This window comes from Allobrachymonas sp. (assembly GCF_041912815.1).
Lineage (GTDB): Bacteria > Pseudomonadota > Gammaproteobacteria > Burkholderiales > Burkholderiaceae_C > Brachymonas.
Genome location: NZ_JAYRLV010000002.1, coordinates 65,279 through 83,997 on the forward strand (window position 1 = coordinate 65,279; position 18,719 = coordinate 83,997).

Genomic DNA, 18,719 nt, shown 5'->3' on the forward strand with positions numbered 1-18,719 from the left:
CTGTATTTTTCTCTCCGGATGCAAAGGAAGCCCCATGTCACACGCCCGCACCCAGGCCCATCAGCTCCAGGTCGACTCCACCCTCTATGACTTCATCAACCAGGAGGTGCTGCCGCCGGTCGGCATCGCACAGGACACTTTCTGGAAGGGATTCAGCGATCTGGTGATGGATCTGGCTCCCCGGAATGCCGCCCTGCTGGCCGAACGCGACCGCCTGCAGACGGCGCTCGACCAATGGCACAGCGCCCATCCCGGCCCCATCACCGACCTGCCGGCCTACCGTGCCTTTCTGGAAGGACTGGGCTATCTGGTGCCGGTGCCTGCCGATGCGCAGATCACCACGACCGGGGTCGATGACGAGCTGGCCGTACAGGCGGGTCCGCAGCTGGTGGTGCCGATCCTGAATGCCCGGTATGCCCTCAATGCCGCCAACGCGCGCTGGGGCAGCCTGTACGACGCGCTCTACGGCACGGACGCCATCCCCGAGACCGATGGGGCCAGCAAGGGCAAGGGCTACAACCCCGCCCGCGGCGCCAGGGTCATTGCCTTCGCCCGCGACTTTCTGGACCAGGCCGTGCCGCTGGCCGGGGCCTCCCACCGCGACGCGACGGTGTACTTCGTGCAGGACGGCCAGCTGGCCGTGAACGTGAAGGGCGGACAGATCGTCGCCCTGCAGGATCCGGCCCAGTTCAAGGGCTACCAGGGAGACGTGCGCGCGCCCGACAGCATCCTGCTGACCCACAACGGCCTGCACATCGACATCCGTGTCGACCGCTCCACCCCCATCGGCCAGTCCGATCTGGCCGGGGTGAGCGACGTGGTGGTCGAGGCAGCGCTCTCCACCATTCTGGATCTGGAGGATTCCGTGGCTGCGGTCGACGCCGAGGACAAGCTCCTGGGCTACCGCAACTGGCTCGGCATCCTGCGCGGCACACTGACCGAGACCTTCGACAAGGGCGGCCAGAGCATGACCCGCGGTCTCCACGCCGACCGGCTCTACACGGCCCCGGACGGTCAGGGCGAGGTGCGGCTGCATGGCCGCTCGCTGATGTTCGTGCGCAACGTGGGCCATCTGATGACCAATCCTGCCATTCTGTGGGGTGCGGAAGGCCGCGAGATTCCCGAAGGCATCATGGATGCGGTCATCACCACGACCATTGCCCTGCATGACCTGCAGGGGCTGGGTGCCGAGGGCATCCGCAATTCGCGCAAGGGCTCGGTCTACATCGTCAAGCCCAAGATGCACGGCCCGGCCGAAGTCGGCTTTGCCAACGACCTGTTCGGCCGCGTGGAGCAGCTGCTCGGACTCGCACAGAACACCGTCAAGCTCGGCATCATGGACGAGGAGCGCCGCACCAGCATCAACCTGCAGGCCTGCATCGCCGCGGCCCGTGGGCGGGTGGCCTTCATCAACACCGGCTTCCTGGACCGTACCGGCGACGAGATCCACAGCGGCATGCGCGCCGGCGCCATGATCCGCAAGGGCGACATGAAGTCCAGTGCCTGGATTCAGGCCTATGAACGCAACAACGTGCTGGTGGGCCTGACCTGCGGCCTGCGCGGCAAGGCCCAGATCGGCAAGGGCATGTGGGCCATGCCCGACCTCATGAAGGCCATGCTCGAACAGAAGATCGCCCATCCCCGCGCTGGCGCCAACACAGCCTGGGTGCCGAGCCCCACGGCCGCCACCCTGCACGCGCTGCACTACCACCAGGTGAACGTGGCCGACGTGCAGCGCCAGCTCGAACAGACCGACGCGGCCGCCGAGCGCGACGCCCTGCTCACGGGACTGCTCACCGTGCCGGTGGCTGCTCGCACCGACTGGAGCGACACCGAGAAGCAGCAGGAACTCGACAACAACTGCCAGGGCATCCTCGGCTACGTGGTGCGCTGGGTCGAGCAGGGCGTGGGCTGCTCCAAGGTGCCCGACATCCACAACGTGGGACTCATGGAAGACCGCGCCACCCTGCGCATCTCCAGCCAGCACATGGCCAACTGGCTGCTGCATGGCGTGGTGACCCCCGAGCAGGTGCGTGCGACCTTCGAACGCATGGCTGCCCTGGTGGACGAGCAGAATGCAGGCGATCCGGCCTACCGCCCCATGGCAGGCCATGCCGACACGAGCTTCGGCTATCGCGCGGCGCTCGACCTGGTCTTCAAGGGCGTCGAGCAGCCGAGCGGCTACACCGAGCCGCTCCTGCACGCCTGGCGCCAGAAGGCCAAGGCCGCTGCAGCCGCTGCCTGATTCCGGTGGGCACGGGCCGTGCCCTGCGTCCGGCAGGCACGGTCGCCACCGACTCCGGCCCCCCAACACACCCCCATGGCTGGACATGCCCGGTCGTGGGGGTGTGCTGCATCCGGCCCCTCGTGCCGTCAGGGGCAGGTGGTGCAGGCAGCCCTGCGGCTTCAGCGAAGCTTCATCGGGCAATGCGACAATGGGCGCCGAAGTCTTTCCGCCGACTTGCCTGTCCCACGGCATGGCCCCGGGGGAAGGACATTCCGCCCCTTTTCCGGAGATTGCGCATGAATACCCCTCTTCCGTCCCGGGCTGCCCGCTTTGGCACGCCCCTGGTTCTTCTGCACTGGCTGACGGTGCTGCTCATCATCGCGGTATATGCCCTGATGGAATTCAGCGACATCTTTCCCAAGGGCAGTGCAGAGCGCACCGCCATGAAGTCCTGGCACTTCACGGTCGGGATGACGATCTTTGCCGTGACCTGGCTGCGCCTGCTGGCCCGCCTGGCGTCTCCCACCCCCGCCATCGAGCCGCCGCTGCCGCGCTGGCAGAGCGTGCTCAGCCATGCGGTCGAAGGCCTGCTGTACCTGCTGATGATCGGTCTGCCGCTGTCAGGCTGGCTGACGGTGAGCTACAACGGCGGCCACGTGTGGTTCTGGGGAGTCGATCTGCCCTCGCTGGCTTCGGCGGTCAACAAGGACACCTCTCACAGCATCAAGGAAGTGCACGAAGCCGTGGCCAACCTGGGCTACGCCCTCATTGGCCTGCATGCCGTGGCGGCCCTGTACCACCACTACATGCGCCACGACAACACGCTGCTGCGCATGAGCCTCAAGGGCTGATTTCGCGCCGCTGACCGTGGCGGGGATGGCGGATGTCGGGGTGCAGCCTGCTCCCACTTGGCAGCGCGTCCGGTGGAGGTGGAGGCCTTCTCCCCGCCCATTTACCCGTCTGCCCTGCATGTCTGTGGGGGCACTGTCCAAGCAAAGGGGCCGCATCTGCGGCCCCTTTGTTCTTTGCGGTGCGACGGCACGAATGCATGCGCCGCTGCGCGGCAGTCGCGCCATCAGCCCCGGGAATGGATCACATGCGCGCGTCGGGCACGGCGGCGGTGCGCTTTTCCCAGCGGCCCTTGCAGGCCACACAGTGCTGGGTCTGCGGTTCGAGCTTGAGGCGGGCGTAGGGAATCTCGCAGCCGCATTCGTCGCAGTAGCCGTAGGTTCCGTTCTTCATGCGTTCGAGGGCGGCGTTGATGCGCGCCAGATCGACCGAGCCCATGTCGCTGGCCACCAGATCGACCTCGCGGTCGGAGGCGCGGTGCGAAAGGTCATCGCTGTCCTGCAGCAGAATCTCGCGGGCGTGGTCGGAGCGGCTCTGGCCTTCCTGCACCTCCTGCAGACGGGCTTCGATGGTGGCCTTGCGGGCTTCGAGCAGGGTCTTGAGTTCGGTCAGCTGCGCGGCGGTGAGGTGTTTGCTCATGGAAATACTCCGTAGTCGTTGGCGGCGGGGCAGAAGACGTGCTCCTGCCCTGTCCGCGTGGGATGCTTCACTGGACAGTGTAACGACGATTGCCACAGCCCACGGCGGCGCCCCTGCCGAAGATGACCTGCATCAGCCCCCGGCAGAATCGCCACCCGCTTCAGGCGGTGATGATGCCGCCGCCCAGACAGACCTCGCCGTCGTAGAGCACGGCACTCTGCCCCGGTGTGACGGCCCACTGCGACTCGGCAAAGTCGAGCTGCAGGGTGCCGTCGGCCCGCAGCGACGGCGTGCAGGGTGCATCGGCCTGCCGGTAGCGGGTCTTGGCGGTGAAGCCCGCAGACGAGGTGGCGGCCATGGGCGGATGCCCCGCGCACCAGCTCAGCTGGTCGGCCTGCAGGGTCTGCGACAGCAGCCACGGATGGTCGTGCCCTTGCACGGCGTAGAGGGTGTTGGTGGCCATGTCCTTGCGGGCCACGAACCAGGGGGCATGGTCGCCGCCGCCACGCGGAGCGCCCTTGTCGCGGATGCCGCCGATGCCCAGTCCCTGCCGCTGGCCGAGGGTGTAGAAGGACAGCCCCATGTGCCGCCCGATGGTGCGCCCCTTCTCGTCCTTGATCGGGCCCGGCTTGCTTGCGAGATAGCGATTGAGAAACTCGCGGAACGGACGCTCGCCGATGAAGCAGATCCCGGTGGAATCCTTCTTGCGGGCATTGGGCAGGCCGATCTCGGCGGCGATGCGGCGCACCTCGGTCTTGAGCAGCTCCCCCACGGGAAACAGGGCACGGCGCAGCTGGGCCTGGGTCAGGCGGTGCAGGAAATAGCTCTGGTCCTTGGCGGGATCGACGCCCTTGAGCAGCTCCACCTGGCCGTCTTCGGCCCGCGTGCGCACACGGGCATAGTGGCCGGTGGCGATGCGGTCGGCCCCGAGGCGCATGGCATGGTCGAGAAAGGCCTTGAACTTGATCTCGGCGTTGCACAGCACGTCCGGATTGGGGGTGCGGCCCGCCTGGTACTCGCGCAGGAATTCGGCAAAGACACGGTCGCGGTACTCGGCCGCGAAGTTGACGTGCTCGATCTCGATGCCCAGCACATCCGCCACGGCAGCGGCATCGACGAAATCCACATTGGAGGAACAGTACTCGCTGTCGTCGTCATCCTCCCAGTTCTTCATGAAGATGCCGACCACTTCGTGGCCCTGTTGCTTGAGCAGGTAGGCCGTGACGGCGGAATCGACTCCGCCCGAGAGGCCCACCACGATACGCTGTTTGGTCATGGGCGCCATTATCGCAGTTGCCCCCATGGGCCCTGCAGGCCCGGCGCAGGGCGGGCCCCGATGCCGCCAGCAGCGCCGCACTGTCTCGCTTTACCCTCAGGCAAGCCCCTGTTGACGGAATACCTATAGGGCAAAGTCGACAAAGCGTGTCGGACACGCGACAATAGTCCACTCAGTTTTCTCACATGAGCTCCCGATGGGCTGAAATTTTTTCAGCTCGCTTCCGGTGGCCTGGCTCCCCCAGTCCCCGGAGCCCACGGGTCGAGACACCCCCATTGCCCTTCCTCTCCCTGCCTGCGTCCTGCGCATCCCCCTGTGGAAACCGGATGCATGCCCTGTCATGCACCCGGCGCTGTCCGCCCGGGCGCGTGCCCCGGAAGGCCCGGGGTGTCGCCCGCTTCCCCTTTCGCCAGTTCGACCGTTCCGACATGACCTCCGTTGCCATTCCCTCTCCTGTCCAATCCGCCGTGTCCGAAGCCACGGCCATTGCCGATCGCCTGCGCGCCATGGCCCTGCAGTCGGGTCTCAAGCTGCTGACGGTCGCCGGCAAGACCGTGCTCCCGGTTGTCCAGGGCGGCATGGGCGTGGGCATTTCCGCTGGCGGCCTGGCCGGCACGGTGGCCCGCATGGGCGCCATGGGCACCATCTCGTCCATCGACCTGCGCCGTCTCCATCCCGACCTGATGGAAGAAACCGCCCCGCACGAAAAGGCCCGCGACACCGGCCCCGCCAAGGCGATCATCGAGGCTGCCAACTACGAAGCCCTGCGCCGCGAGATCGCGCGGGCCCGCCAGCTCTCCGAAGGCCTGGGCATGGTGGCCGTCAACATCATGAAGGCCCTGAGTGCCTATGCCGGCTACGTCCGCGCCTCGCTCGAAGCCGGGGTGGACGCCCTGGTGGTGGGCGCGGGCCTGCCGCTCGATCTGCCCGAGCTGGCCAAGGACTTTCCCAAGACAGCGCTCATCCCCATCCTGTCGGACGCACGGGGCGTGCAGCTGATCGTCAAGAAGTGGGAAAAGCGCGGCCGCCTGCCCGATGCCATCGTGATCGAGCATCCCCGCCTCGCCGGGGGCCACCTGGGCGCCTCGCGGGTCTCGGACCTGAACCATGAGCGCTTCGAGTTCCAGAACGTTCTGCCGGCCGTGCGCGAATTCTTCAAGAGCGCCGGCTACGAACGCCACATTCCGCTGATCGCGGCGGGCGGCATCGAGAGCCATGAAGACCTGCAGCGCATGCAGGATCTGGGGGCCGATGCCGTGCAGATGGGCACCGCCTTTGCCGTGACGCGCGAGAGCGACGCCGACGCCGAATTCAAGAGCGTGCTGGCCAACGCCAAGCCCGAGGACATCGTCGAATTCGTGAGCGTGGCGGGGCTCCCCGCACGCGCCGTGCGCACTCCGTGGCTCGACAAGTACCTGCGCATCGAACCCAAGCTCCAGGCCGTGGCCCATGAAAAGCGCTGCAACATGGCCTTCGACTGCCTGGCCCACTGCGGCCTGCGCGACGGCAAGTCCGACATGGGGCAGTTCTGCATCGACAAGCAGCTGGGCCATGCCGTCAAGGGCGAGGTGCAGAAGGGCCTGTTCTTCCGCGGTGCGGGCCGCCTGCCCTTCGGCAACCAGATCCGCAGCGTCCAGGAACTCATGGAATGGATGCTCGCAGGCAAGCGTCCCGTGGGCGTCTGACCCCGATCTCCCCTCCCCCGCACAGGTCCCTTGATCGTGCCTGGCGCGGTCCCCAAGGCGCACGGGCGCATGTCCGGCGCCTTGTTTTTTGGCTGGACCGGGCGGGCTGCATGTGCCCCATACCGCAAAACGACTTTCTGTCAACGCAGGGGCCGATGCCTGCATGGATCCTGTGGTTTTTTGTCCGCCCCCAAAAAGCGGCCATCCGGCGGCAAGCCAGACGGGGCGCGGCATTCAGCGGATGCCCGGGTTCGACCTGAAAATTTCGGGCGCCTCAGCGATCCCGGAACCGCTAAACTGGCGCCCTGATCTGACGGTTTGCGATCCCGCTGCACGGACTCTCTGGCCCTCCTGAGGCGGAAGCACCGTGCCTCTGCAGGGCATGCAGCCGTTGCGCCGTCCCCTGGCGACCGCGCCAGCCATTCACCCGATTTTTCCCTTATTCCGATGTACCCCGACATGGACACTGCTGCACGCACTCCCGAGAATTCCCCCGCCCTGCCCGCCCAGCACATCAGCCTGGACGTCCTGCACGAAAAATACTGCAAGGAGGGCGAATCCACGGCCGAGGACATTTACCGCCGCGTGGCCCGTGCGCTCGCCGGGGCCGAGAAAGCAGAGCTGCGCCCCGAGTGGGAAGCCCGCTTCCTCGACAACCTGCGCGCCGGCGCGATCGGGGCAGGCCGCATCATGAGCGCGGCCGGCACCGCCATCCAGGCCACCCTCATCAACTGCTTCGTGCAGCCCGTGGGCGACTGCATCCAGGGCGTGGATGCCGAAGGCTATCCCGGCATCTACGAGGCGCTGCGCGAGGCGGCCGAGACCATGCGCCGCGGCGGCGGCGTGGGCTATGACTTCAGCCGCATCCGTCCCAAGGGAGCCGAGGTCAAGGGCACGCACTCCATCGCCAGCGGCCCGTGCAGCTACATCAACGTCTTCGACCAGAGCTGCTCCACGGTCGAGTCCGCCGGCGCCCGCCGGGGTGCCCAGATGGGCGTGCTGCGCATCGACCACCCGGACGTGCTCGACTTCATCACGGCCAAGCGCACCCCTGGACGCTGGAACAACTTCAACGTGTCTGTCGGCGTGAGCGATGCCTTCATGCAGGCCGTCACCGACGACGCCGACTGGGAACTGGTGCACAAGGCCCGCCCCGGCCAGAAGGTGCTCGACGACGGCGGCTACCTGCGTGACGACGGCAAGTGGGTCTACCGCAAGGTGCCCGCCCGCGAACTGTGGGACACCATCATGACCTCGGCCTACGACTTTGCCGAGCCGGGCATCCTGTTCCTCGACCAGATCAACCGCGACAACAATCTCTCGTACTGCGAGACCATTGCGGCGACCAACCCCTGCGTGACCGCCGATACCTGGGTCATGACCTCCGAAGGCCCTGCCCAGGTGGCAGACCTGATCGGCGTTCCCTTCACGGCCGTGGTCGACGGCGCCGCCTACGCGGTCGAAAGCAGCGGGTTCTTCGCCACGGGACACAAACCCGTGCTGACGCTGCGGACCCGGGAAGGCCATGCCCTGCGCCTGACTCATGACCACCGCGTGCGTCGCGTGAGCCATCGCACACGCCATCTGCTCCAGACCGAATGGACCGAGGCTGCCCGCCTGCAGCCTGGCGACGAGATCATGCTGCATGACCACCGCGCCATGCAGGGATGGGAAGGTCTGGGCTCGGAGGCCGAAGGCTATCTTCTGGGCCTGCTGGTCGGCGATGGCACCCTGACCCACGAGAAAGCCGTGCTGTCCGTCTGGGACGAGCGCCTGCGCCATGTCTCCAACGGAAGCCCCGTCACCACCGGCATCATGTCCGCTGCAGAAACGGCAGTCCGCACCCTGGACCATCGCATGGACTTCCGCGGATTCCAGCGTCCCCTGACGGAACGGGGCGAGGCACGGCTGGCTTCTGCCGCACTGCGCGATCTGGCACTGGCCTTCGACATGGCTCCGGGACACAAGACCCTCACTGCTCGCATGGAGCGCAGCTCCAGCGGCTTCCATGCCGGCGTGCTGCGCGGCCTGTTCGACGCGGACGGCTCGGTGCAAGGCCACCAGGGCAAGGGCGTGAGCGTGCGTCTGTCGCAGAGCGACCTGCCGTTGCTCGAACAGGTGCAGCGCATGCTCCTGCGTCTCGGCATCGCCAGCACGCTGCATCCCAACCGCCGTGCGGCAGGCATGCGTGTGCTGCCCGACGGCAAGGGATCGAGCCGCGCCTACGCCACGCGCGCCCAGCATGAGCTCATCATCAGCGGCGACAACCTGGCGGTGTTTGCCGATCGCGTCGGCTTCGAGGACGATGCCAAGTCCGCACGGCTGGCGCATCTCCTGCAGACCTACCGCCGCGAACTCAACCGCGAACGCTTCACGGCCACTGTCGACTGTCTGGAAGACGCCGGCCATGCCGATGTCTACGACGTCACCGTGGCCGATGTGCACGCCTTCGACGCCAATGGGCTGTATGTGCACAACTGCGGCGAGCAGCCCCTGCCGAGCTACGGCTGCTGCGACCTGGGCCCCATCATCCTGCCGCGTTTCGTGCGGCATGCGTTCCATGTGGGCGGGACGGCGGAATTCGATTTCGAGGCCTTCGAGCGCAGTGTGGCCGTGCAGGTGCGCGCACTCGACAACGTGCTCGACGTGACGTTCTGGCCGCTGGAACAGCAGCGCGCAGAAAGCGCCTCCAAGCGCCGCATCGGCGTGGGCTTCACCGGGCTGGGCAATACGCTGTCCATGCTGGGGCTGCGCTACGACCGCGAGGAAGGCCGCGCCATGGCTGCGCTCATTGCCGAGCGCATGCGCAATGCCGCCTACCGCGCGTCGGTGGATCTGGCCCGCGAGAAGGGACCCTTCCCCAAGTTCGATGCCAAGGACTACCTGGGCAGCGAGAGCTTTGCCAGCCGTCTGCCCGAGGACATCCAGGCCGACATCCGCAAGTACGGCCTGCGCAACAGCCATCTGCTGTCGATCGCCCCGACCGGCACCGTGAGCCTGGCGTTTGCCGACAATGCCTCCAACGGCATCGAGCCGGCCTTCTCCTGGACCTACACACGCAGGAAGCGCGAAAGCGACGGCAGCAAGAGCGAGTACACGGTCGAGGACCACGCCTACCGCCTCTACCATGCCCTCAAGGGAGCGGATGCGCCCCTGCCCGAGAGCTTCGTGTCGGCGCTGGAGATGAGCGCTGCCGACCACGTGGCCATGATGCAGGCCGTGCAGCCGTATATCGACACCTCCATTTCCAAGACGGTCAACATTCCGGCCGACTACCCCTACGACGACTTCAAGGACCTGTACCACCACGCCTGGCGCGCGGGGCTCAAGGGACTGGCCACCTACCGTCCGAACAACATTCTCGGGGCCGTGCTCGAAGCCACTCCTGCGCCCAAGGTCGAGGAAGCGGCCCGTCCGGAGGCTGTGGCGGCCATTGCGGCCCATGCGCCGATCGACCCGATGCGCGTGGTCATCGAGAGCCGGCCCAAGGGCGCGCTCAATGCCGTGGCCGAGAAGATCGAATACTGGACGCAGGAAGGCAAGAAGCGCCTGTACCTGATCGTGAGCTTCATGCCGATCGAGACCGAGGACGGCCGCACGGTGGAGCGCGCGATCGAGTTCTTCATGCCGGTGGGCCAGAGCAGCGAATCGCAGCAGTGGATCACCTCCACCATGCGGGCCCTGTCGCTGGCCGCCCGTGGCGGCTTCCTGGACCGCTCGCTGTCGGACCTGCGCAAGGTGGCATGGGACCGCGGCCCGGTGCGCCTGGGCACCTACCAGAAGGCCGACGGCACGCTGGTGCCGCGCTGGCACGATTCGGAGGTGGCGGCGATTGCCTACGCAATCCAGAACCTGATCGCCGAGCGCAGCCAGATGGAGCTCCCGCTGCAGAACCTGGACGCCCCCTCGCCCAATCACACGCCCACCATGACCGAGCAGATGGCCCTGCCGGTGATGGCCGGCAAGAAGTGCCCTGAATGCGGCGCGCACGCCATGATCCGCAAGGACGGCTGCGACTACTGCACGCAGTGTGGCTTCGTGGGCAGCTGCGGCTGATCCACCCCCTGCCCGGCCGGTCACCCCTTGCTGGGTGGCACGGCACGCACGCCATGGCATCCCTGTGCAGGAAGCCATGGCATGACATGACGCCCACGGCCTTCCCCTGCGGAAGGCCGTGGCGCATGGGGCGCCACAGGCTGCAGCCGCAGGGGTGCCGGCACCGCTGCGCCGGGCCGCTCGCCTCAGCCGGTATTGCGCAGACCGGAGGCGATGCCGTTGATGGTGAGATGGATGCCGCGCGCCACGCGCTCGTCGGTCTCGCCTGCACGGTGTCGCCGCAGCAGCTCGACCTGGAGATGGTTGAGTGCGTCGAGATACGGGGCACGCAGCCGCAGCGATTCGCGCAGGAGCGGATCTGCGGCAAGCAGCTCGTCCTGCTCCAGGATCTGCAGCAGGAAGTGGCGGGTGCGCGTCCATTCAGCGCGGATGCACTCGAAGATGCGCGTGCGCAGGGCTGCATCGTCCACCAGCTCGGCATAGCGCGAGGCCATGGCGAGGTCGGACTTGGCAAGCACCATGTCCATGCTGGAGAGCAGCCCGCGAAAGAAGGGCCAGGTGCGCGCCATGTGTCGGAGGATGTCGAGCCCGTCGGGCACCTCGGCCAGATAGCCCTGTACCGCTGCCCCGAATCCATACCAGCCTGGCAGCATGAGACGGCACTGTGTCCAGCTGAACACCCAGGGAATGGCGCGCAGGTCCTCGATGCGTGCCGAGGCGGTGCGCGAGGCCGGCCGGCTGCCGATGTTGAGAGCCGCGATCTCGGCCACGACCGTGGACTGCCGGAAGTAGACCTCGAAGCCCGGCGTGTCGTACACCAGACCGCGATAGGCCGCAAAGGCCAGTGCAGAAAGCCGTTCCATGACGGGATGAAAGACCTCGACCGGCGTGACACGGTTCTCGGCATCGGTCAGGCTGGCCTCCAGCGTGGCTGCGAGCAGCACTTCGAGGTTGCGACGCCCGGTGTCGGGATTGCCGTATTTGGCCGAGATGGTTTCACCCTGTTCGGTGAGGCGGATCTGCCCGTCGACCGCTCCCGGGGGCTGCGCCAGGATGGCATGGTAGGCGGGGCCCCCTCCCCTGCCCACCGAACCGCCCCGGCCATGGAACAGCCGCAGCCGCACTCCCCGTGCCTGAAACACGCGCGTCAGGGCCTGCTCGGCCTGGTACAGCTCCCAGCCCGAGGTGAGGAATCCGCCGTCCTTGTTGCTGTCGGAGTAGCCGAGCATGACTTCCTGCCCGTCGTGTCGACTCGCCAGCAGGGCGCGATAGGCCGGCAGATCCAGCAGCGCCTCCATGATGCCGGCGCTGCGGCGCAGGTCGTCGATGGTCTCGAACAGCGGGATGATGTCCATGCCGAGCCGGGGCGTGTTGCCGGGCAGCAGCAGGCCCGCCTCCTTGAGCAGCAGCGCCACTTCGAGCACATCGGAGACGGCATCGGTCTTGGAGATGATGCAGTGCGGCAGGGCCGCGTGTCCATGGCGTTCGCGCAGTTCGCGGGCCGCCAGAAAGATGGCCAGCTCTCCGCGCGTCTCCTCCCCATAGGGCAGCCAGGGAGCGTGGAGCGGACGCGGACTGGTGATTTCCTCCACCAGCAGGGCCACACGGGCGTCCTCGTCAAGGCGGGCGTAGTCGGCACAACGCCCCGCGCGCGCCAGCAGCTCGGCCACGGTGCGGGCGTGCACGTCGGCGTTCTGACGCAGATCGAGCGAGGCGAGATGGAAGCCAAAGACCTGCACGGCCCGAATCAGGCGCCGCAGCCGTCCGTCAGCCAGACGGGCACTGCCATGGGTGCGCAGCGAATCGGCCAGCACTTCCAGCTCGGCGCGCAGGTCTTCTGGGCAGGCATAGGGCTGCACCGCCAGGGCTGTAGGGACACGGCCCGATGCCGCCGCCGATGCGGCGCCCTGCTCCAGCGTCTGCACCGTGGCCTCCAGGCGTGCGTGGATGCCGGCGAGTGCGCGGCGATAGGGTTCGTCGGCCCGCTGGGGCGAATGGTCGGGTGAAGCGTTGGCGAGCGCACGCAGGGCGGGCGAGATGCCGACCAGCCGGTCGGACAGGGAGAGCTCCTCGCCCAGGGCATGCACCTCGTCGAGGTAGTGGGTGCAGGCCGCGGCGGACTGCAGATGCAGGGCTTCGCGCAGAATGCCGGCATCGACGTGGGGGTTGCCGTCCCGGTCGCCCCCGATCCAGCTGCCGATGCGCAAGAACGGCGGCAAGGTCCATGCGCCGTCTGGATAGTGGATGGCGAGCAGCCGTGCGGTTTCGGCATACAGATGCGGCAGCTCGTCAAAGAAGGTCTGGCCGAACCAGGCGATGCCGTTGTGGATTTCGTCGATCACCCGCAGCCGTGCCGGCCGCAGCATGCGCGACTGCCACAGCGCCAGCACGGTGTCGTACAGGACCACGTCGTGCTCCGCCTGCTCTTCGGGGGTCAGGGCCTGGCGGTCGCGTGCATCGAGCAGCCGGGCAATGGCCCGGTGGTTGCGCATGAGGCTCTGGCGCCGCACCTCGGTGGGGTGGGCCGTGAGCACGGGCACGATGAGGGCACGTGCAAAGAAGTCAGCGACCGCTGCCCGGGACACTCCGGCCGCCACGAGCGTGTCGAGCGCATGGGCGAGACTCCCCGCGCGGGGAGGGGACGCCGCCATGCCATGCGCCCGGCGGCGGCGTATATGGTGGGCATCCTCCGCGATGTTGGCCAGCTGCAGGAAGAAGCTGAAGGCGCGCACCACGGTCTGGGTGGTGTCAGGCCCCAGGGGGTCGAGCAGGACCGAGAGCGCATCGCGGGTGGCCGGATCGCCATGGCGGGCAAAGTGCACGGCGGTCTGCCGCACACGCTCCACGAGCGCAAACACGGCATCACCCTCCTGCTCGCGCACGGTGTCGCCCAGCACCCGCCCCAGCAGGCGGATGTCGTGTCGCAGGGGGTCATTCTTGCGTGCCGCCTCGGGAGGGGGGCAAGGAAAATCATCGGTCAGGGACGAAGACATGGAACGGCCTTTCGGATGGCAAACATGCAAACGGACACACGGACAGCACAGGGCCCGCCGGGTGGCGCGCAACCTCCCGACGGGCCCGGAACCCGGCCGCTTCTGGCCCGCGAGGGGGGCCAGTCGCTGCGCCGGCATGGTGGATCAGTGAAAATGCACCTCGTCATGCCCCTCCACCGGGGCTTCGAGCCGCGCTCCCAGGGTGCGTGCAGCCACGGTCACGAAGGTGATGATGCCCACGAAGATCGCCAGCCACATCAGCCCCTGCGGATTGATGGCCGCCTGCGCAGTCTTGGCCACGGCAGCAGCTGCCGCCGCCACGGGCCTGACATAGCTCGGCACGATGCCAGGGAACACGTAGGCCCACAGCAGATGCATGCCGCCGACGATGGCGGCCATGAAGATGGAGTGCTTGAAGGTGAAGCGGAAGATTTCCGACTCGCGCCCGACCATGCCGGTGGAGCCGGTGGCCACAGAGATCGACTGCGGGGAAATCATCTTGCCGCACACGCCACCGCAGGTGTTGGCCGACATGGTGATGACGGGATCGATGCCGAGCTTGTCGGCGGTGACCGCCTGCAGCTTGCCGAACAGCGCGTTGGTGGAGGTATCCGAGCCGGTCATGAACACACCGAGCCAGCCGAGCAGCGCGGCAAAGAAGGGGAAGGCCGCCCCGGTGTGGGCAATGGCATGACCGAGCGTGATGGCCATGCCCGAGAAGTTCATGATGTAGGCAAAGCCCAGGATGGTGGCGATGGTCACGATGGGCCAGGCCAGCGTGCGCAGCGTGTCGCGTGCCACCCCGGCAGCGGTTCGGAGCGAGGCCCCCATGACGGCGATCGAGAAGAACCAGGCAAACAGGATGGCGGTACCGGCGGCGCTGAGCACGTTGAGCTTGAACACGGCAGGCTTGGCCTTGCCGGCCTGGTCGATGACCATCTTGTCGAGCCCCGCGATGGGCAGCGAGAAATCGAACACCTGCTTGGTGATCTGGTCGAGCGCCTGGCTGACGGGCTTGATGCCCCAGGCACAGACGAACAGCGACAGGATGATGAAGGGTGCCCAGGCACGGAAGATCTGTCCACCCGTGTAGCGCAGCTGCTCCTTGCCCTGGCGGCGCGGTTCGTCGGCAAAGTGCCAGCTCTCCTTCGGGTGCCAGAAGTGCAGGAACACCACGGTGCAGACGATGGAGGCGATGGAGGCAATCAGGTCGGGCAGCAGCGGTGCGGTCAGCGGCGAATTGGCCGAGAAATACTGCGCCACGGCAAACGAGCCCCCGCTCACGAGGCAGGCAGGCCACACTTCGAGTCCCTTCTTCCAGCCCGCCATCAGCACCACCAGATACATGGGCACGCACAGGCTCAGAAAGGGCAGCGTGCGCCCCACCATCTGGCTCAGGGCCAGGTCGGGAATACCGGCCACCTGACCGCCCACCACGATGGGAATGCCGATGGCTCCCCAGGCCACGGGGGCAGTGTTGGCGAACAGGCACAGGCTCGCAGCATAGAGGGGATTGAAGCCCAGCCCCGCCAGCATGGCCGACGTGATGGCCACGGGCGTGCCGAAACCGGCCGCTCCCTCGATGAAGGCCCCGAAGGAGAAGGCGATCAGCAGCGCCTGCAGGCGGCGGTCGTCGGTGATGGAGGCGAGCGAATTCTTGATGACTTCGAACTGCCCGGTCTTGACCGACATGTTGTAGATGAAGAGTGCCGTGATGACGATCCAGCACACCGGGAACAGCCCGAAGGCTCCGCCATACAGCGTGGACAGCGCCGCATACTGCACCGGCATGCCATACACAGTGAGCGCGATGAGCAGTGCCAGCGCCGTGCCGCCCAGGGCCGCGTAGTGCCCCTTCATGCGGCGGATGGCCAGCGCCCAGAACAGAAAGACGATCGGCACCGCGGCCACGAGGGCCGAGAGGCCAATGTGGCCGAGCGGGTCGACATTCATTTGCCAGGTCATGGAATGGTCCTTATGAGAAAAGCGGTCCACGGTCAGGGGGTCGACGCAGCGTGTCTGTCGGCATGCGCCCCGGTCCGGGACATGGCCTGCGCCCTCGGGCGGCAGGCGGAGTGGGGTCTGGGGGTGAACCGACTCCCGGGAATAAGCTCCTCCGGGGCCGGCCTTCTGGGTTGTCTCCTTGTCCTCCTCAGCAGGGCATGGCGTCCTCCTTGCGTGTGCACGCTTCGAGCAGGTAGGCCACCGAGCGGTAGGGCCTGCCGGTCTCGGCCGTGAGGCCGATCTCGCAGGTGCGGTTGGTGGAGACGCCGCAGGCACAGGCCGCAGGCAGGGCCTCGTGCACATGGCGCAGCGCGTGGTGATTGAGCTCGGGCACCGCAAAGCCGCGATCGCCCCCGAAGCCGCAGCAGGTCACACCGGCCGGCTCGATGACCTCCTCGACGCAGGCCTGCACCAGGGCGCGCAGCCTGGCCTCGCTGCCGGCACGGCGCACGCTGCAGTTGAGATGCAGGGCCACGGGGCCGGGCTGGCGGGTGACCATGAGGCGCGGCAGCAGCGCATCGTGCGCGAACTCGTGAAAGTCGTACACCGGCAGCCGCCCGGCCAGATGCTGCTGCATGCGCACCGTGCAGGCACTCGCGTCCATGACGATCGGGATGCGTCCGCCGTCCGATGCCGTGTGCAGGGCCTCTTCGAGTCGCTGCGCCATGGTTTCGGCCTCCTCGGCCAGCCCCTTGCTGGCCAGCATCTGTCCGCAGCACAGGCGCTCCACCCCCTCCGGCACGATGGGGCGATAGCCCGCGCGGCGCAGCAGGGTGTCGATCACGTCGGCCTGCTGGGCGTCCTGCCCCGTCGGCCCGAAGATGCGTGTGCCACAGGTGGGGAAGTACACCACCGGATCCCCCGCCCCGCCGCGCTGCAGCGGAGCCCGCCCGGGATGGGGCATGCCGGATTTCCAGCGCCCGGCACTCAGGCGCGACATTGCGGCATCCCCCACCACTGCCGATACGGCATGCCCCGCACGCAGCCCCGTGCGGGCCACGCCAGCCAGCACCCCGATGTGCTCCCCGGCCCAGACCGTGGCAGTCCGGGCCACCCCTTCAAGCCGCTGGCCGCGCAGGCGCCGGGTGAGCGCGCCCGTGTCGATCCCCACCGGACAGGCCGTGGCACAGAGCCCGCAGGCGGCGCAGGTGTCGAGTCCCATGTAGGGATAGTCGTCCCCCAGGCTGCCAGCCGGCTCGCCGGCATCCGCACGCCGGGCCAGCTCGCGCACGCTGGTGATGCGCTGGCGGGGACTCAGGGTGAGTCGGAACGAGGGGCACAGCGGCTCGCAGAATCCGCACTCGATGCAGCGATCGACCAGGTCATCGGCTGCCGGCATGGGCTTGAGGTGCTGCAGATGGGCCTGCGGATCGTCGTTGAGGATCACGCCGGGATTGAGCAGCCCGGCCGGATCGCACAGGGCCTTGATGCGTCGCATCAGCCCCATGGCTGCGGCTCCCCACTCCAGCTCCACAAAGGGGGCCATGTTGCGGCCCGTGCCGTGTTCGGCCTTGAGCGAGCCGTCGTAGGTGTGCACCACCATGTTGCACAGCGCATCCATGAACCGGGCGTAGCGGTCGATCTCGGCCGGATCGCCAAAATCCTGCGTGATCACGAAGTGCAGATTGCCCTCCAGCGCGTGGCCGAAGATGATGGCCTCGTGGTAGCCGTGGTGGCGCAGCAGCGCCTGCAGTTCGAGCGTGGCATCGGCGAGCCGCGGCAGCGGAAAGGCCACATCCTCGATCAGCACCGTGGTGCCCGTGCGGCGCATGGCCCCCACGGCCGGGAAAGTGCCCTTGCGCACCTTCCAGTAGGTCTCGCACAGCGAGGCATCGGTCGAGAAGGCCACAGGCTCCACCGTGGGTACGCCCGCGAGAGCCTGCTCCACGGCGTCGATGTGCTCGGCGAGCCGTGCGGCATCGCCCGCCCGCACCTCGATCAGCAGCGCCGCCGCCTCCTCGCCCAGCGCCCGCAGACCGGCTGGCAGACCCGGCTTGTTCTCGACCGAATGCAGGGCTGGCCGGTCGAGCAGCTCCACGGCCGATACCGGCTGGCTCTTGAGCCGCACCACCGCCTCGCAGGCCGTGCGGATGTCTGGAAAGAACACCAGCGCCGACGCCTTGCAGGGATCTTCCACCACCGTGCGGTAGCTGATGCGCGACAGAAAGCCCAGCGTTCCCTCGGAGCCGATCATCAGGTGCGCCAGAATGTCCACGGGGTCCTCGAAATCCACCAGCGCATTGAGGCTGTAGCCCGTGGTGTTCTTGATGCGGAACTTGCGCCGGATGCGCTCGGCAAGCGCCACGTCGGCCTGCGTCTCGCGCGCCAGCGCCGCAAGCCCGTCGAGCAGCGCCGCATGCGACTGCCGGAAGGCCGTCACGCTCGTCGCGTCCTCGGTATCGAGCACCGTGCCGTCGGCCAGCATGAGGCGCAGTCCTGCGAGCGTGCGGTAGCTGTTCTGGGCGGTGCCGCAGCACATGCCAGACGCATTGTTGGCGGCGATGCCCCCGATGCGGGCCGCCCCGATCGAGGCCGGATCGGGCCCGATCTTGCGCCCGTGCGGAGCCAGGCGCCGGTTGACCTCGCCACCGACCATGCACGGCCCCAGCCGCACCACCCCGGCATCCGGGCTGAGCGCATAGGTGGCAAACCCTTCGCCCACGAGCGCCAGAATGCCGTCCGTCACGGCCTGTCCCGACAGGCTGGTGCCCGCCGCCCGGAATGTCACGGGGGTCGTGTGTGCCTGTGCGATGCGCAGCACCTCGCGCACCTGAGCCTCGTCCTGGAGCACCACCACCACGGACGGAATCAGGCGGTAGAAACTCGCGTCGGTGCCATAGGCCAGACGACGCAGATCGTCGGTAATGACCTGCCCGTCCGGCAGGGCCGCCTGCAGGGCGGAAATCAGAGGAGTCATGAGCACACACCCTCCCGGAATTCAGCTCCGGGACAAGAAATCAGTGAATGAAAAAACCGGTGCATCCGTCACA

Annotated in this window: 9 protein-coding genes; 4 read left to right on the plus strand and 5 right to left on the minus strand. The window is 67.5% G+C overall.

The features are described 5' to 3' along the window. The first annotated feature begins 34 nt into the window (after positions 1 to 34). On the plus strand, positions 35 to 2,245 hold the full coding sequence (locus ACE3P9_RS02825; protein ID WP_374491727.1) for a malate synthase G: 2,211 nt from the start codon (positions 35 to 37) through the stop codon (positions 2,243 to 2,245). Between the two features lie 278 nt (positions 2,246 to 2,523). Further along, the gene (locus tag ACE3P9_RS02830; protein ID WP_374491728.1) at positions 2,524 to 3,078 is read left to right on the plus strand and encodes a cytochrome b; all 555 of its coding nucleotides are present in this window, start codon (positions 2,524 to 2,526) and stop codon (positions 3,076 to 3,078) included. A 241-nt stretch (positions 3,079 to 3,319) separates the two neighbouring features. On the opposite strand, the gene ACE3P9_RS02835 is transcribed toward ACE3P9_RS02830, so the two are convergent. Together ACE3P9_RS02835 and mnmA are read right to left on the minus strand one after the other, a co-directional pair. Continuing rightward, on the minus strand, positions 3,320 to 3,715 hold the full coding sequence (locus tag ACE3P9_RS02835) for a TraR/DksA family transcriptional regulator (protein ID WP_374491729.1): 396 nt from the start codon (positions 3,713 to 3,715) through the stop codon (positions 3,320 to 3,322). A gap of 160 nt (positions 3,716 to 3,875) precedes the next feature. Further along, positions 3,876 to 5,000: a tRNA 2-thiouridine(34) synthase MnmA gene (mnmA, locus tag ACE3P9_RS02840; RefSeq protein WP_374491730.1), complete on the minus strand. Its 1,125-nt coding sequence runs from the start codon at positions 4,998 to 5,000 to the stop codon at positions 3,876 to 3,878. A 419-nt stretch (positions 5,001 to 5,419) separates the two neighbouring features. Here mnmA and ACE3P9_RS02845 point away from each other — a divergent pair, with 419 nt between their 5' ends. Together ACE3P9_RS02845 and ACE3P9_RS02850 are read left to right on the plus strand one after the other, a co-directional pair. After that, complete coding sequence (locus ACE3P9_RS02845) at positions 5,420 to 6,676, plus strand: NAD(P)H-dependent flavin oxidoreductase (protein ID WP_374491732.1); 1,257 nt, start codon at positions 5,420 to 5,422, stop codon at positions 6,674 to 6,676. 459 nt (positions 6,677 to 7,135) lie between these two features. Next, positions 7,136 to 10,732, plus strand: coding sequence for an LAGLIDADG family homing endonuclease (locus tag ACE3P9_RS02850; RefSeq protein ID WP_374491733.1), 3,597 nt, complete (start codon positions 7,136 to 7,138; stop codon positions 10,730 to 10,732). A gap of 185 nt (positions 10,733 to 10,917) precedes the next feature. Here ACE3P9_RS02850 and ppc read toward each other — a convergent pair whose 3' ends face one another. From ppc to ACE3P9_RS02865, 3 genes are all read right to left on the minus strand, one after another. Then, entirely contained in the window at positions 10,918 to 13,863 is a 2,946-nt protein-coding gene (ppc, locus tag ACE3P9_RS02855; protein ID WP_374491735.1) for a phosphoenolpyruvate carboxylase, read from the minus strand. Positions 13,864 to 13,869: 6 nt separating this feature from the next. Further along, positions 13,870 to 15,690 (minus strand): L-lactate permease, encoded by a 1,821-nt coding sequence (locus ACE3P9_RS02860; RefSeq protein WP_374491736.1) that lies wholly within the window; start codon positions 15,688 to 15,690, stop codon positions 13,870 to 13,872. A 187-nt stretch (positions 15,691 to 15,877) separates the two neighbouring features. After that, positions 15,878 to 18,646 carry an FAD-binding and (Fe-S)-binding domain-containing protein gene (locus ACE3P9_RS02865; RefSeq protein WP_374491737.1) on the minus strand — a complete coding sequence of 923 codons (2,769 nt, stop codon included), beginning with the start codon at positions 18,644 to 18,646 and terminating at the stop codon, positions 15,878 to 15,880. Positions 18,647 to 18,719 lie beyond the last annotated feature (73 nt).

Excerpts from the sequence above, each read along its gene's own strand:
- ACE3P9_RS02825 (WP_374491727.1), top strand. The coding sequence starts at position 35 with ATGTCACACGCCCGCACCCAGGCCCATCAGCTCCAGGTCGACTCCACC.
- ACE3P9_RS02830 (WP_374491728.1), top strand. The coding sequence starts at position 2,524 with ATGAATACCCCTCTTCCGTCCCGGGCTGCCCGCTTTGGCACGCCCCTG.
- ACE3P9_RS02835 (WP_374491729.1), bottom strand. The coding sequence starts at position 3,715 with ATGAGCAAACACCTCACCGCCGCGCAGCTGACCGAACTCAAGACCCTG.
- mnmA (WP_374491730.1), bottom strand. The coding sequence starts at position 5,000 with ATGGCGCCCATGACCAAACAGCGTATCGTGGTGGGCCTCTCGGGCGGA.
- ACE3P9_RS02845 (WP_374491732.1), top strand. The coding sequence starts at position 5,420 with ATGACCTCCGTTGCCATTCCCTCTCCTGTCCAATCCGCCGTGTCCGAA.
- ACE3P9_RS02850 (WP_374491733.1), top strand. The coding sequence starts at position 7,136 with ATGGACACTGCTGCACGCACTCCCGAGAATTCCCCCGCCCTGCCCGCC.
- ppc (WP_374491735.1), bottom strand. The coding sequence starts at position 13,863 with ATGCCGGCGCAGCGACTGGCCCCCCTCGCGGGCCAGAAGCGGCCGGGT.
- ACE3P9_RS02860 (WP_374491736.1), bottom strand. The coding sequence starts at position 15,690 with ATGACCTGGCAAATGAATGTCGACCCGCTCGGCCACATTGGCCTCTCG.
- ACE3P9_RS02865 (WP_374491737.1), bottom strand. The coding sequence starts at position 18,646 with ATGACTCCTCTGATTTCCGCCCTGCAGGCGGCCCTGCCGGACGGGCAG.